This window comes from Shewanella pneumatophori (assembly GCF_023283895.1).
GTDB lineage: Bacteria > Pseudomonadota > Gammaproteobacteria > Enterobacterales > Shewanellaceae > Shewanella > Shewanella pneumatophori.
This window is the reverse complement of sequence record NZ_JAKILB010000011.1, coordinates 52,659-68,743: the sequence shown is the minus strand read 5'-3', so window position 1 is coordinate 68,743 and position 16,085 is coordinate 52,659. Positions and strand designations below refer to the sequence as shown.

Here is a 16,085-nt window from a genome sequence, read left to right as displayed (position 1 = left end):
TTATTTTTGGTATTATTGACAACTCTAAGCAGTAAAAAACCCATGCCTAAAACCATCATTTAAGATCAAGAATCCGGAGCTTACAGCAGCAGCGAGCACGATTGCTAGTGCCTCTATAGGTCGGAAATCAGCCAAAATCGCCTAGCTGCCAATTGTACTTTTCATACAAAAAATCGCCTTAATTTGCGCAAAATCACGTTTTAAATTCAATAAAATTAGCTTTGGTTATCAGCGGTGTGATTTAAAGCGGATTATCCTAAAAACAGAACAAGCGAATAGAGAGAAACCAAGGCCTTTAGCTTTTAAATACATACAGATAAAAAGACAAAGAAATATAGAAACAAAGAAACATCAGTAACAATATCTTTAAAAGCGAACAATTTCACGAATGAACAAAAATTACTAAACTTAAAGTAAAAACAACTATTTTTAAGCATTTAGTTAGCTAAACGGTAATTTTTTTACTAGAAAAACAACGGTTAACCTAAGATTAAAAACAAAAAAAAATTTAGAATTTTTTCGTTTGTTTGAGATACATCAGGATTTTCGTCGTGGTGGCGACGACTCTGCCACCGAGTTTGGTTGGCAATCAGGCTTCGTTTGATGCGCGACCAACTTTGGTAACGCCACGACTTTAATTGTTAAACGAAATTTAACTTATAGGTCAAACGCTGTGTGATAAAGCGCTAAACTCACAGCTTCCGACTAAAATAATTCAAACATGTTGATGAAAATCAGGTGAAACCAACATGAATGTAAGTTCTTACTCTGAGCATGAGTGTCACGCCTTAACCGTTTGGTAAAATCCATCCCTTATAGCTCACTGTATTGAAGCTCTTAATCCCTTTATTGAAAGAGGAATAACTGATGCCAATAATGCTAATAGTAAGAATGTGGCAACATAATCTAGAGAAATTTTTCCAAATTGAACAAACAAGATATACATTGAATTAAAAGTGAAATAACCTGAAATAAAGATTGGTAAAATCCAAAGCATTATTTCTGCTTTTAGTAATAAATCTCTGAAACTTTCCATGTAGTTGAGCCCTTTGCTTTAACATCCCCCTCATTTTAGCGAGAGAAAATATTAGTAAATACAGTTAACAATCCATGTTTAAATACTTCTTATGTGTTTTTAGCTCCCACTTACCAAAGATAATCATGACATAAACACCACAAACTATAGTAGCAAGCATGACACCTATAAAAGGCGAGGAGGCACTACCAAAGATAAGTATGCCTAGTGAAGCACTGAAACATAAAGTTACTGCGCTTAACTCTATTCGATTGAGTTTACTTTCCAATTTCATTTTGGAATATCCATCCTTGAAGTACCAAAGAATAACAGCCTATTACTATAGCGTTCGTTAATCAACCAATCATTGACACCCACAGATAATGAAGTGGAGCAACTAGGTTGAGCCAAAGCAAAGTCGAGATAGCACAAATACCAAAGAATCCACATACTCGCCGAGCCCTGAACCATCTTTCATGATGGCTCTGCGGCACGATTTTAGGTAAAGCGTAGTGGTCAACTGAAATTAAGAAAACAAAAAAGCCTTTATCCAAAGATAAAGGCTTTTGCTTTTAAGTCTGAGGCTGAAGCTTAACTCAAATCCCAACCCCGACTAACAATCTAAGACTAGTTCTTCTTAGAGTACTCTGCCGCGTTCTCACCAGCCATTCTACCGAAGGTGACGATATCAGAGATAGCGTTACCACCTAAACGGTTAGCACCGTGAACACCACCAGTTACTTCACCAGCACCGTATAGGCCAGGGATAACTTGCTTCTTCGCGTTCATGATTTCAGCTTTAGAGTCAATCTTCACGCCACCCATAGTATGGTGTACACCAGGAGTCACTTCGATTGCGTAGTAGTTACCTTCGTTAAGGGCACGAGGTAGGTTTGGACGACCAAAGTCTGCATCCTTACCGCTCTTCACTAGGCTGTTGTAGCGCGCAACAGCTTCAGTTAAGTTCTTACCATCAATACCTGTCATTTCACCTAGTTTAACTAGCGAGTCTGCACTTGGCACTACACCTAGACCGATGTACTTATCAATCTTACTTAGCGACTTACGTACTGAGTCATCAAATACTAGGAATGCTGACTTACCAGTTTGGTTCAGAATCGCAGCAGATGCTTTGTCACGAGTCGTGATTTCGTTTACGAAACGCTTACCTTCACGGTTAATCAAGATTGCACCGTTACCACGTACCGCTTCAGTTACCATCACACCACCTTTAACAGATAGCGTTGGGTGAGCTTGGATGTACTCAAGATCTTTCATCGCCGCGCCAGCATTTGCAGCTACGTCTAGACCGTCACCTGTTGCACCTGGTTGGTTAGTAGAGATAAAGCCTTTTAGCTTAGGATCAAGTTTTGATACACGCTCGTTGTTCTTAGCAAAACCACCTGTTGCTAGGATAACTGCGTCAGCTTTGATCCAGTAGTAACCTTTGTACATGCCTTTAACTAATAGGCCTTTAACGTTACCTTTGTCATCTTTGATGATTTCGATACCACGAGTGTTCATACGCATATCGATATCACGCTTAACTGCGTTATCGTAAAGCACTTGAATTACGTGAGCACCAACACCAGCACCACCTGTTGGACGGTGTGAACGGTTAGCAGAAGCACCACCCATACGACCTACGTCGTTAAGGTCTGCGCCCATTGCAGTTAACCAATCTACAGAACCTTTAGAGTGTGAAGTTAATACTTCAACTAGTTCTGGCTCGTTCAAGTCACGACCACCTTTCATGGTGTCTTTGTACATTGACTCAACGCTGTCTTTAATGTCTTTTGCTTTTTGCTGATCAGTCCAAGCAGCGTTCATGCCGCCAGCTGCTAGCTTAGCGTTACCACCAATTACTGGCTCTTTTTCAATAAGAATAACTTTAGCGCCATGGTCGTGCGCAGATACTGCTGCAGAGAAACCTGCACCACCAGAACCAACAACCACTACATCAACTGTGTCGCGTGGCTCAGCCGCTAGAGCTGCTTGACGGTCTGATTGGTCTTTTAATAGTTCATCGATGCTTGGCTCATGACGTTCCCACTTTTTAGTGTATGGCATGTCAAAGTCGAAGCTGTGGCAAGAGTCACAGTAAACCATCGATTTTTCGTGAGCGCTATGACAAGAAGTACAAGCCACGTCGCCAGGGAAATGAGATTCATGGGCATTGTAATGCTCATGCTTAGTTTCTTCAGCAACTTCAGCTAGTGTGCCGTGACAAGATACACATTGTGCATTCTCGTAAGTTAAGCTGTCGTTTGATAGCTCACCGTCTGGCATGTGGCAACTATCACACTCTTGGTTTTCACCATGAAAATCTGCCAAGTTATCAGCCGCCATAGCGTTAGACATTAAGCCTGCTGAACCTAGAAGCGTTGCAATACACACTGCTTTTTTAAAGTTTTTCATCTCATTTCCTCGCCTTTTATCACCGCCCTGCAGCAGCTGAAAAAAGCTATCACGTTATATTCGACAATCGTTAGTGTTGTCTTAACTACTCAATTCGAGGTAATTTTCTGCCTATTGCTCAACACCAGCAACTACATCGGTTGAATCACCATTGAAACTGAACACTCGATCACAGCTTGTAAAACCGTCCATGCAAACATGCATAATCTGATAAGCCGTTATGCAAAAATGCATAATCTAAAGTTAGCTTGATCACAAATACGCCCAGAACGGAATTTAGCAATTCTAAAAACGAGAAAAACCAATAATTACAGTGACATTAAAAGCTCAAAAAAAGCCTTAAAAAGCGAGAAATCCCGCACAGTTATCTTGTATAAGCTCATGCTAAGATTCTTTTATGAAAATATTTGTTAACTTAGTTTGCAGCCTTTGCCTTTGTTGCTTGGCATTTTTTGCTCAGGCGGAAACACCGCTGCAACAGCACAGTATTGTGTTTGGGGTTCACTCGAAAACCGCACCATTAGAGTGGCGTAACAATGGTGTTGACCAAGGCTTTAACCTTGAGTTGATGGACCGTATCGGTCAGCTTACTAATAAGCGGATTGTTATCCGCCGTAAAACTTTTCAGCAGTTACTCACCGATGTACACGATCCTTACTCCCCTATCGATGTCATTGCCGTTGTTAGCCCTATCACCATTGACCGCGCCTTAAGCCAGTCAGATCCTATTTATGCCACTCACGCTAAGGCTTATACCTTACAAGGTAAGTCATTTATTAATGGCTGGGCCGATCTAGTGGGCAAACGTGTTGCTATTAAAAAAGGCGCATTTGTTGATGTGTATATCTCAGGTAAACAGCAAGACTTTACCCGTGTCGATGTTGATTTATACGAAACCGGCTTTCAGTTGCTTATTAAAGGCGAAGTGGATGTAGTTATTGCAGAGAACTTTGTTGCCCGGCGCTTAATGCCATTGTACCCATCAATTAGAAGCTCGAGTGATCCGTTGATTTACGGTGCATTTAACTTTGTCAGCAACTACAACAATGCACCTTTAATGGCACAGATAAACGATGCCCTACGCCAGTTAAAGCTCTCTGGCGAATATGACCGTTTGGTCAATAAGTGGTTTGGTACTGGTCGGGAAAAAGTCGATCTTAACTCGGCTCAAAAACGCATGTTATCGCTGGCGATTTTTGTCAGCTTACTCTCAGCCATCGGTATGCTATTAACTGGTTATATGAGCTTAAGCCTACGTAAGCGATCTAAATCATTAAAGATTGAACTGGCACAGCGCAAAAAAGCTGAGCAGGCGATCTCCAAGCTATCAAAGCAGTTTCAGTCAGTACTCGACGGTATTCCCCACGGCGTAACCTTGTTTAATCAAGACGGTGAATGCCTGTGGAGTAACGACAATAATAATGATCTGCTCAGTAATCCTGATTTTCACTACATCGACGGCCAAGCTTTTGAGCTAAAACAGGCGTTGAGCGATGCATTAACTGCACAAAAATCACAAATAACAGACATGCAGATCGATAATCAATATTGGCAAATGCAGCTACACCCGATTATTGATAAACAAGTGGTTATTTTGCTGGAACAAACCACAGAGCAGCACAGGCTGCGCCAAGCTAACGATGAAGCTAGCCGGCTAGCCTCTCTTGGTGAGTTATCGGCTGGTGTTGCCCACGAGATCAATAACCCAACCGGGATTATTATTCACTCCATCGCCTTTATTAGCGATGCATTGCGCGATCTGTCTGAGGCCAGTAGTCAATATCAAAAGCAAAATCCATTTTGGACCATTGCCGGTATGGCGCCTGATTCAGCCATCGATGAACTGGATTTAAGCAGTCAGTCTATTAATGAAGGCGCTGAGCGCATTAGCCGCATTGTGAATGACCTAAAACACTACGCGCGGCCAACGCTGACTAATGACTATCAACCAACCTGTCTTAACGATGTGGTTGAAGTATCGCTGCGCTTAACTGCCAACCAAACCAAGATTTTTAACGTCACCACTGAGTTAATGTCACCGGCACCAGTGGTAATGGGCGATGCGCAGCAGCTGCACCAAGTCTTGATTAACCTAATTCAAAACGCCTGCCACGCCATCAGGCAAGATGCCGATTGTTATGAGTGCAATGAGCACATCAATATTACGACCACGGTCGAAGACAATCATATTTGCTTGATTGTTACCGACCAAGGCGTAGGGATGGACAGAGCCACCTTACAGCGTATTACTGAACCATTTTTTACCACTAGACGCTCAAGTGGTGGCACGGGGCTGGGGCTATCTGTGTGTAGCCGTATTATTAAAGAGCATAAAGCTGATATGCAGATCACCTCACGTCTTGGTAAAGGCACAGTGATTAAAATACGCTTTCCTCTCGATTATTAACGCCATGTTCACCTGCTCCGCAAAGAATAGAAGATAAAAAGGATAGCTATCACCATGAAACTTGCTAGAAACATTCTTCTGGTTGACGATGAAGCCTCATGGCTACGAACCTTGTCTATCACGCTAAACCGCTTAGTGCCGGAAGCGAAAATTGATACTTGTGTTGATAGTCGTCAAGTGATGAATCGACTGCAAACTGGCGACTACGCCTTAGTTTTGCTCGATTTAACTATGCCGTTCCATTCTGGTGAAGATTTACTGCAAATGATCCGCAGTGAATTTCCTAAAACCCGAGTACTTATCGTCACCGGCGTAAACGAAGTCGACACTGCAGTGCGCTGCATTAAAAACGGTGCTTATGATTACTTTATTAAAACCGATAAAGTCGATGACCTTGCTCGCACCGTGCGCCGCGCTCTAGAGGTAGTCGGGCTTGAGCGTAACTATCTGCGCATCAAAGAAAGCTTTTTAAGCCGCACCCTAGACCGCCCTGAAGTGTTTAATAATATCCTCACCTGCGAGCCTGCATTGCTAGATCAATTCAGATACTTAGAAGCGGTGGCTCTAAGCCCTGAGCCAATCCTTATTCAAGGTGAAAGCGGCACAGGTAAAGATGAGTTTGCCAAATCTTGTCATCAACTGATTTGCCCTGATGCACCGTTTATTAACGTAAATCTGGCAGGCATTAGCACCTCAGCGTTTGAGCTGCAGCTTTTTGGTCAATTGCATACTGATGATAATGGCAATGTTAGTGCGCAGGCAGGTGTGTTGCACCAAGTGCAGTCAGGTCTACTGTATTTAAATGAGATAGGCGATTTACCCATTGAGGCACAAGCTCGCTTAGTGGATGTGATTGAGCATAAGCAGTACTACCCTATTGGCAGCGATAGGGCCTACCCAGTGCTGTGTAAAATCATCACCTCAACCCAGCATGATTTATTGGCACTGAATCAAACGGGTAAATTTAGAAGCGATCTCTTGTATCGCTTACGTTCACACACCATCAAGTTACCACCGCTTAAAAACCGCAAACTAGATCTGTCTATGCTGATCAATCACTTTATTAGCTTGGCCGCCAAAGAGATGGGCTTATCTGAGCCACAGCAACCGAGCACGCTGGCGCAGCAACTGTCTGAATATGAGTTTCCGGGTAACTTGCACGAGTTAAAAGGCATGGTGTTTGACGCTGTCAGTCGCAGCGATGGCGTAGCGCTAAATATCACGCCGTTTATGGAGGCAATTAATTTAAGTAAATCAACCAATCACACTGAGAGCGACCAGCTGATTTTCCCTAAGATTTTGCCGACATTAGCGCAAATGAGTGACGCGCTTATTCAAGAAGCGATGAACCGCACCGCTAACAGCCAAACCGCCGCCGCGCAAATGCTAGGTATTAGCCAAAGTGCACTCAGCCGCCGCATCACTAAAGAAAAATAGCTTTACGCGACTAACAAAAATGCCAGCGTGATGCTGGCATTGTTAATCTGCAATTTAGACGATGTCGCCCAAAATACCCTGCTTTCTTAAATTAATATACTGACCAGAATCGTGAGCACATAAAACTATCAGGTCTTTTTCGGTTGCCATCAATCGATTTAACCAAGCAAACTGCGCCATAATTTGCTTCTCATCTTCTTTAATCCAAGACGCATTTTTCATGCTGTTACGAGTGATATTTTCCATCGCCCAGCCGGTATCAACACTATGAATAAACTCTTGTCCTGACTGTAAGCGGATATAGAACATTTTCGAATCTGCTGAGTGCCCTGGGGTATTAATCGCGACAATTCCCGGCGCAATAGGCTGGTATGTATCAAAATCTGAAATCATAAACTGATTAACTTTATCTGCAGCAATTTTCAGTGTTGGTTTATGTGGGCGATTAATCATCAACTCCGCAGTTTTAGTTGAGGTCCAGACCTTATGCGCAATCTCATCAAAATAAGGCGAGCGCACAACACCTGCAACATGGTCACCATGATAATGACTCAATACAATCATATTGGCTTTTTTCAACGCTTGCTGCAGCGTAGCATAACTGTCAGGATAGAAATTCCCCCCCTTGCCAAAATGCAGGTGAGTAGCCTCATCCATGCCACTATCAAGCATAATCGTGCCATTGGTGTACTCAAGTTGATACGCCGTACGCTCAAGCTTGATTTTACGCTTAGGATCGCCACCTTTGACCACAACGCTAGCTGGACGAGTTGTGTCAGCAATACGAATAATATTAAGACCTTGCGGTAATTCTCCAACAATCACTGTAGCTAGTTTTCTTAATTGAGCTAGATCTGGAGTAAATAATGGCGCTTTAACAATATTCTTTTCGTCAAGATTAGAAGCCATTGTTGGAATAGGAGAAAGCGACAAGCCTGCGCCAATTAGCAGGGTTTTCTTAATAAAATTACGTCTGTTGTTCATTGTGTTAATCGAGATCTCAGCAAGGAGTGTAATAATGTTGAAACTGGCGATAATTGCTTTACCAGTGTTAGTTTGCACAGCAGTGTAGCGTTTACATTATTGACTTAGCTTTAACGCTTAATTAATTCTAATTAAGGTTCTTGCACTACCTCACCTAAAAAAACGGCTTCCATTAAATGGAAGCCGTTTATTAGCGAAACTAAAGATGCTATGGCAATCTGCTTGCTTAAGCCGTTGCTAGCTTAACGTCACTTGCCTTTTCTGTTTCATCAACGATAGTTAACACAGCTGTGTCACCAACCACGTTACAAGAGGTCAGTACCATATCGATTAGACGGTCTAATGCTGCAACAATCGCAAAGGCTTCTACTGGCAAGCCCATCTGATGGATAAGCACACCAATCATTACCATGCCACCACCTGGAACGCCACCAGCGCCAACAGACAATAAGAAGATGCTGAACATTAATGCTGGCAACTGCTCCATCGTAATGGGTGCGCCATAAGCGTTAGCCACAAAGAAGATAGCGATAGTGATATAAATCGATACGCCGCCCATGTTCATGGTTGCCCCAAGCGGTACACCAAAACCAGCAACTGCACGGTTAACACCAAGCTTTTCAGTCAAAGTGCGCATAGTCACAGGAATAGTCGCATTTGAGCTAGCAGTAGATAGCGAGAATAAAATTTGCTCACGGGTCTTAGCGCGGAACTCTTTTGCTGAGGTTTGCGTAAACAAGCCAACAGCAAATGGATAAACCACAAAGATCCACAGTAGCAGCAAGCCTAAAATCAATGCTAGGTATTCAACGACGCTGCCAAAGATTGCCGCTTCTAAGGTTGCACCAAGCTTAAGCATCAAGGCGAATACACCTATTGGCGCTAACTGCATTACAACGCTAATAAGCTTCATCATGATCTTGTTAGCCACTTGGAAGCCATTCACCGCGCTTTGCGCTGCATCGCCAAGAGACTTAATCACGCCGCCAAGTAATAGCGCCATAAAGATAACTTGCAGCATGTTGCCAGAGCTAAAGGCTGCAATTGGGTTGCTCGGCACTATGCTAACCACTAAATCAACTAAGTTAGGCAGTTCGGTAGCAACAATATCCACGCCGCCATTGCTGCCCATATCAACGCCTTTACCTGGAGCGAGTAATAGCGCCACCCCAAGAGCAGCAAATATCGCCACTAAGGTATTGATAATATAGAAACCGAATGTTTTACCGCCCAAGCGGCCAAAGCTGTTGAGATCTTTAAGCTCGCACACACCGCAAACAATGCTGACGAATACTAATGGCACAACTAACATCATGATCATATTGACGAACATGGTGCCTGCGCCAGAGGCTAAATCTACGATAGTGCCAGAGAATAAACTGACGTCTGCAAGTAAGTATTGAATGATAGAGCCAAAAATAAGCCCTGAAAAAAGACCGATAAAGATCCTAGTCGAAAGTGATTTTGTCATTTGCTTGCCTTATTGGACATGTCTTAAATGCATGCCTTCTATTGCCTTCAATGTTGATGAATTATTGATTTTCATCTCTTTGTGGCAGGGATAGTGAAACATGCTGGCACAAATTTCAATGCAAACACGGCAATTAGTTTTTGAAACACCTGTGTAACCAAGTGCCACCAGCAACAGCAAGCCGCTGAAATAAAACAACTTTATAGAGATGACGGTTTGACTACCGTAGGCATAACTTTTACACCAGCAACAAAATAGCAGCATTTTCCCCACAGAAAATTAAAAACCAATTAGAGTAAACCGCTAAAAACACACACCAAGAAAGACACTTCAACCACAAATAAAACCCTAAACAGCGATCATTTACTACCAAGAGCAAAATACACCGATTAATGCTCATAAAAAAAGCACCTTTAAAAGGTGCTTTTTTTATCGTTTATCTGCGCGGCTAAGCCAGCCACAGCTCGACATCTTTAATGATAAAGTTACCGGTATACACTGGGTCTGGTTCACCAATATGCTCTAACTCAAAGTAGCTACGATGCTCTTCAGGCAAGCCTTCATAGCCGCAAATGACTTGGTAAAGCCAAGACTCTCTATCCCAAGGTAACTGTTGCTCATCAAGGTATTCAAGTGCCGACTGGCTCTTACCTGAATCAATCACAGCACAGAAATAACCATCTACCGCTAGCTTTAATGGGTTATCTGGAATATCAAAATCTTCCGCTTGCGTCAGATCAACCGATACATCTTGCTCGCGTTGTGAACCCACATCACTTAAACGATCAATACGTTTAATGCTAGATACAATCTCAAGTAACTCAGGCTCTAAACCATGATTGCTTACATCCACCGCCGCTGGTGCCAATAATGGCTCTGCGAGGTTAAACAGCGCAGGCAATTGCTTATGGCTAACATGATCTGCAGGCTTATAATCTGGATGTAAGTCGGTATACAGCAACCAGCCCTTTAGCAAACGAGTACGACCGCGAATTTGGCGGAAACGACCCAGTAGCTCAAGCAGACGCGCCTGCACCACACTCAGCTCTTGAGTACAGTCACTCAAGGTTTCTTGCAGTGTGGTTACCAGCAGCTTACGCAGCTCACGGATATCACCCGCAATTTCCCCTAGCTCACTAAACTGGAACATCTCTAAACCGTTCAGCAACTCGGTCACTTGGCTTTGAGCTAATTCGTTTTCACGAATTTTGGCGTTAATACTGCCAACGTAGCCAAACTCGTTGTTAATACGGCTCCACAGCACACGAATAGAATAACGCAGACCATCGGCAAAGCTATAAACGTGCTCGCTTAAGTCAGCGAGATAGGCTTCTGATGCGCTGAAATCCACATTGTGGCGCGCTTCTTTGTAGTGGTCGGCCAACGTTTTAATGGTGGCCAATGACGAGCCAACATTAGAGTCGATTTGACGGTTACGCTCATCGCTCAAGGCTTCTTCTAGCAAAGCACGTACTGAACGTTTTAAGCGGAGTTCTTGCTCCGGCGCTGGTCGCCATAAAATATCGCTCTTTTGCAGCTTATCGATGGCTGAGGCGTTACTCTCATCCACCGACACTGAGCCCGATAAATATACGTCCATCACCAGTTCTGCGTGGCGTCCAAGCTGTTTTAGCAGCTTAACACCCGCTTGGTGTAAGTTACTGCTCATATTAAACCAAATCCCTTTGGGTCGCGGTTTCAGCTTGTGCTTCGAGACTTAAGCCTTCGGTTTCGTCGATAAAGCGGATCACTTCGTACAAGTAATCTAACTTACCAGTGGCAATGTAAATCTGCTTTTCACTGTTAGGACGAGTCAAATAGCCCAGCTCAACTAAGCGCTTAAACACCAGTTTGATTTGTGCATCAACGTTAGTACTGGTTGAGCCAAACAGGCGGTAATGGCTGATTTTAGCCAATTGCTCACGAAAGGCTGGAGTGTCTTCAATGCGAGTTTGCAGCTCAGTTAAACGTACCGCAACACCTTCAGATAGCGGTGCATCTTGGCCGCTGCCCTCTTGCACTAACACTAACCACTCTACCAGCGGAATAAGCGCATTACAGATATCTTTAAACTGCGATGAAATCACCTTACGCTCGCCATCGCCAATTTGCTGATAGCCACAGAAAAACACTTCGCCTTCGCCGGCAGAGCCTATGGTGCGGTTAATCTGATTTAAATACTGCTCAACATGGTCACGGGTTGACGGGCTTTTTAGTGCACGCCAGCCATCTTCGTCGGTCGTGCGACAAATAAACTGACCTTTAAGCAAACGCTCGATTAGGGCGCTAGTACCTACGATGGTGGTTTCGGTTGTTTGGCTCATTACACGGCCTCCTGTGCACGTCGCTGATTCAGTTTATCGGCGATAGGATTAACTTGAGGCTTAACCACCTGCAGTTTTTTAGTTTGTTTATTAATGATGTAGCGATTAGCAAACAGGTTCAGTACTTCTGATTCAGGGTTAGGGAATGCACCCAATACTGAAATATTGTTGTTTTCACAGGCATCAAATATCTTCTTCACGTTACCGTGATGCAGTGTACCTAATTCATCAATCGGCCAATGAATGGTGACTTCTGCACGGCCACGTAATAAGCGGGTAAAGGCCAATAGGAACTTACATAGGATCAGGTACGCCATACCATGGCTCGATGACTCGTTTAACTGTCTGTCGGTACGAATAACTAAGTCACTGTTACCTTCTTTCAGGCGTAGCTCGATTTCAAGTAGCTTGGCAATACCACCAGACAGTGCCGCGCGGCCAATAATATCCAATGCGCGGCGCATGCTGTTGGTGTAATCCTCACCTGGCAAGTCGTTAAAGCCATCGGCTTTCCAGCGCTTAAAGGCTTTTACAAATAGCTCTAGCTCAGGCCAGAATTCTAACTCGCTAATGCGAGAACGAATTTTAACAGCTGATTCTGATACGCCATCAAGGAACAGCTCTTCACCCACTTCACGGGTAATACGCGCACTTTGTGAGGCGATACGGCGGTCGATATCCGCAAGTACATCATAAAACGCGGTTAAGTCGACACCGAAGATCCGTCCTTGCTCACGCAGCGCCATTACCGATTGTGGCACCATCACGTTCAGCAGCTGCTCAAGCTGTGGCACTAGCTTGCGGTAATCTAAGATACGAATGCCTTTATCATTTACAAAGCTTGATTCCTCACGGGCGCGCTCCCAGGTTTCAGATAAACCTGAACCTGACTTGCTAGCAATCACAGAGTCAAAGTGCTCTACATATTGCTTTACTGAGCCCATTAACGAATCACGCTTCAATAGCTGGTCTTCACCTTGGCGTAAACGCTCAGTTAAGCTGCCTTGCGCATCTTCATTGTTCGGCGGCAGTTTAAGCTCGCTAAGTTTACGCATTACGCTGCGCAGCTTAGTGAGGTTTTCAGACGCTTCAATTTGCACCGCATCTGACTGCTTACGCTCGGCTTCAAGCTCATTACGCTTGGTTTTGATTTCGTTAGACTTAGATTTGAGCTGCTGCTCTAAATCAAGACTTGCATGCTTAACCTTGCTCAGCTCTGATTGCAGCTTTGGCTTACGTTGTAGCCAAGTGTGCTGATACCAGTCGTCATAACGCAGTACTTCACTGCGGCGCTGCTCAGCCTTGGAAATATTACTTTCAAGGGTGCGAATTTCTGCTTTAAGCGCCACGATTTTAGCTTCGTCGACGCCGCGAGATTTAAGCTCGTTTTTGTACCACTGCTCACAGGCTTTTTGCTCACTTGCGGCGTGGTCACGGCGGTTTTGAATATTGCCTTTGACTTGGCCAAGCTGATTGTCTAATGCGCCAACCACTTCTTGCCAGTAAGCATTCTTTTCCATGCGCGCTTCTAACGCTTGCTCTTTTTGCTCTTCGAGCCACTCTTGTTGCTGACCTTGTAGCTGCTTGATATCACTATCAATGCGCGCAAGTTGCTTTTGCGAAGCCGCTTTACGCTCGTTCAGCGCTTGGTTAATCTTTTCTTGTTCCGCACGTTTATCGTCAAACAAACGGCGTAAATCATCACGGCTATTTTTGTAAGCGGTGCGCGCAAACGTCAGTTCACGCAGCAATTTATCTAGCTCAGTATTAGCAGCAACTAACTGATCTTCAGCTTCTGCTTGCAACTCTTTGGCGCTAGATAATGCTTCTTCGGCTGCGGCATGCTTCACTCTTAACTCTTGCTCTGAGGCGGCATACTCTGGCGCTTCAATCGCTTTTAAATCCAATGCGATACCGTACAATGCATCAAGGCTGTCGCCACTAATGCTTGGGTGCAGGTCGCTGCGATGTAGCAGTTCTGAGTTAATCACCTTACCTAAGGTGTTTTCCCAGCCGCTGGCTTCTTTACGTAAAAACTCAAGTAAAGTGTGCGACTGCGGAAACAGAATATGTTGCAGTTCTTCAAGCTCACTTTGACGCTCGGTTACTCGAATGCCCGCAACGCGCAAGCTTTCATTGGCTTGATCGCGTTTGGCTCTAAGTTTGCGCTCCTCGCTCGATAGGCGATCGACTTTAGCGTTACAAGCTTCTTGCTCTTCATCGGCGCCGGATATGCGCTCATCGAATACCGCTAAAGCCAGCTTTTCTTCTTCAGAATAAGTGACGCTATCGACACGCACTTTAAGCTCAGCGGCATTGACTTTGAGCTGGTAAGCTTGCTCGCTAAATTGCGCCTGACCCTTTTCGGTCGACTCACGCCATTGTTGCTCAAGCTCTGCCAGTTCACCGCGGCCAACTTCTCTTTGCTTGTCGCGAGATTCACGCAAGCTATCTTGCTCTTGATGCAAGGTTTCTAATTCGCGGTTTAGGCCTTCGCCAATTTTGCTACGGCGAGCGTTGTAAGCCGCTTCAATGTCTTGATGCTTTTCCGTTTGTAACTTATGACGTTCAGTTAAGTTCTCTAAACTGCCACGCCAGCTAGGCAATTGCTCTAAATCAGCTTTAGCTTGCTCGATGTCAGCATCTTGGAAACTGGCATGCTGATCTTCAATCGCATCTAGCTCATGCTCACATTTGGCCACATCACCTTTGGCGGCAGACAGATCAAGGCTTAACTCATCGCGCTGCTCTTTCCAGTCTTCATCAAGCTGACGTAACTGAGCGTTGAAAGCTTTAGATAGATCTTGATGGTGTTCTTGACGCTCAATTTCTGTGGTTTCATCTTTACTGTAACCACGGCGTAAACTCGCAAGGCGCTGTTCGGTACTTAGCAGTTGGTCAAACTCTTGCTCTAGCTTTTCAAACTCCGGGCGAATTTGCTCGAAACCTTGAATCAACTGACTTTCGCGGATCCACGCTTCTACACGCTGTGGGTTTAAACGTGAGCTTGGTGGATTAACTCCGTCTTCTTCTAAAATGGCAGCAATCATCGATTTGATCGTTTCCATTTTCCCCTCTTTCGAGTGCACTGCTTTCGCTAGTTTTTCAATGTGGCGCAGTGAATGCTCAGCTTCACACAGTGAGAATTGGCGAGCGTAATTACGTAGCTCGGTGCGGTTGCTACCTGTGCTTAATAGCGCGCGATCGTTTTGGATAATCGCTCTAAACTCGCGAGTATTGAGCAAGTTCGTCACAGCAACGCCTGCGCGTTTCATCTCACGGCCAAGTTCCGCCATGGTGTAACACTGAATACTGTCGCCTTGCTTGGTCTTAATGTAATCATCAAGCTCAAAGCCTTTAGCAATAAAGCGATAGTTTACGCCTTTACCGTCACCTGCCGATGCCAACACAGCCTGATAAGCTAGGCCGTCTGACTTGATGTATTCGTAGATGATAAAGCTTGAATCATGGGGTAAATACCAGCGCTCAAAACTATCACGAGTTGATGGCACCACTCGGCTTGGGTATTCACCATAAAAAACCGGTACCAAACGCTGCAAGGTGGTTTTACCCGATGCGTTAGTTCCGCAAATATTGGTGTGGCCATCCAGAGCCAGTTCAACCACTCCCGGTAGGTGAGTGTCGATAAGTATGATGCGATTTAAGCTTGGCATTGCATTCCTTAATCCAAACAGAGCCGTAACGTGCTGCATATAGGCTCACGTTAAGCTAAAAAGTCAGGTCTAATTTTAGGTCTAGTGTTAGATCTATAATATATGGCGATGGTCTCTAAATTAAAGGAAACTGCCACTCTTGGCAATTGTGCCAAAGCGCTATTGGGGCAGTTTTTAGGACCAATTTAATAGAGCGAGATCATACGCGATTTTGACGTATTTTAATGCTCAATCAATAAGCAGTTAACAAGCGACGCTGGCAACTAAAAACTTTAGCTAACTCCAACAAAAAGCTGCCCAAGAAAAAGCCCGCGTCATTGCTAATGAGGCGGGCTCTATTTAATCAAAGATACTT

The 16,085-nt window shown here is 44.3% G+C and carries 9 protein-coding genes; 2 read left to right on the top strand and 7 right to left on the bottom strand.

What is annotated here, in order from left to right; all coding sequences use genetic code 11:
- Positions 1-820 precede the first annotated feature (820 nt).
- Together L2740_RS16060 and L2740_RS16055 are read right to left on the bottom strand one after the other, a co-directional pair.
- Entirely contained in the window at positions 821-1,036 is a 216-nt protein-coding gene (locus L2740_RS16060) for a hypothetical protein (protein WP_220782443.1), read from the bottom strand.
- A gap of 606 nt (positions 1,037-1,642) precedes the next feature.
- Complete coding sequence (locus L2740_RS16055) at positions 1,643-3,433, bottom strand: flavocytochrome c (protein ID WP_275974316.1); 1,791 nt, start codon at positions 3,431-3,433, stop codon at positions 1,643-1,645.
- 397 nt (positions 3,434-3,830) lie between these two features.
- On the opposite strand from L2740_RS16055, the gene L2740_RS16050 reads away from it, so the two are divergent.
- Both L2740_RS16050 and L2740_RS16045 read left to right on the top strand, forming a co-directional pair.
- Positions 3,831-5,840 carry an ATP-binding protein gene (locus L2740_RS16050; protein WP_248951128.1) on the top strand — a complete coding sequence of 670 codons (2,010 nt, stop codon included), beginning with the start codon at positions 3,831-3,833 and terminating at the stop codon, positions 5,838-5,840.
- A gap of 54 nt (positions 5,841-5,894) precedes the next feature.
- Positions 5,895-7,277: a sigma-54-dependent transcriptional regulator gene (locus L2740_RS16045; RefSeq protein ID WP_248951127.1), complete on the top strand. Its 1,383-nt coding sequence runs from the start codon at positions 5,895-5,897 to the stop codon at positions 7,275-7,277.
- A gap of 54 nt (positions 7,278-7,331) precedes the next feature.
- Here the strand turns inward: L2740_RS16045 and L2740_RS16040 are convergent, their stop codons facing one another.
- From L2740_RS16040 to L2740_RS16020, 5 genes are all read right to left on the bottom strand, one after another.
- Positions 7,332-8,339, bottom strand: a complete 1,008-nt coding sequence (locus L2740_RS16040; protein WP_248951126.1) for an MBL fold metallo-hydrolase — start codon at positions 8,337-8,339, stop codon at positions 7,332-7,334.
- Between the two features lie 148 nt (positions 8,340-8,487).
- Entirely contained in the window at positions 8,488-9,732 is a 1,245-nt protein-coding gene (locus L2740_RS16035; protein WP_248951125.1) for a dicarboxylate/amino acid:cation symporter, read from the bottom strand.
- A gap of 448 nt (positions 9,733-10,180) precedes the next feature.
- Positions 10,181-11,401: a phosphoenolpyruvate carboxylase gene (locus L2740_RS16030; protein WP_248951124.1), complete on the bottom strand. Its 1,221-nt coding sequence runs from the start codon at positions 11,399-11,401 to the stop codon at positions 10,181-10,183.
- A gap of 1 nt (position 11,402) precedes the next feature.
- Complete coding sequence (locus L2740_RS16025) at positions 11,403-12,056, bottom strand: condensin complex protein MksE (RefSeq protein ID WP_248951123.1); 654 nt, start codon at positions 12,054-12,056, stop codon at positions 11,403-11,405.
- Complete coding sequence (locus tag L2740_RS16020) at positions 12,056-15,730, bottom strand: ATP-binding protein (RefSeq protein WP_248951122.1); 3,675 nt, start codon at positions 15,728-15,730, stop codon at positions 12,056-12,058. The genes L2740_RS16025 and L2740_RS16020 overlap by 1 nt, the downstream gene beginning before the upstream one ends.
- Between the last annotated feature and the right edge of the window lie 355 nt (positions 15,731-16,085).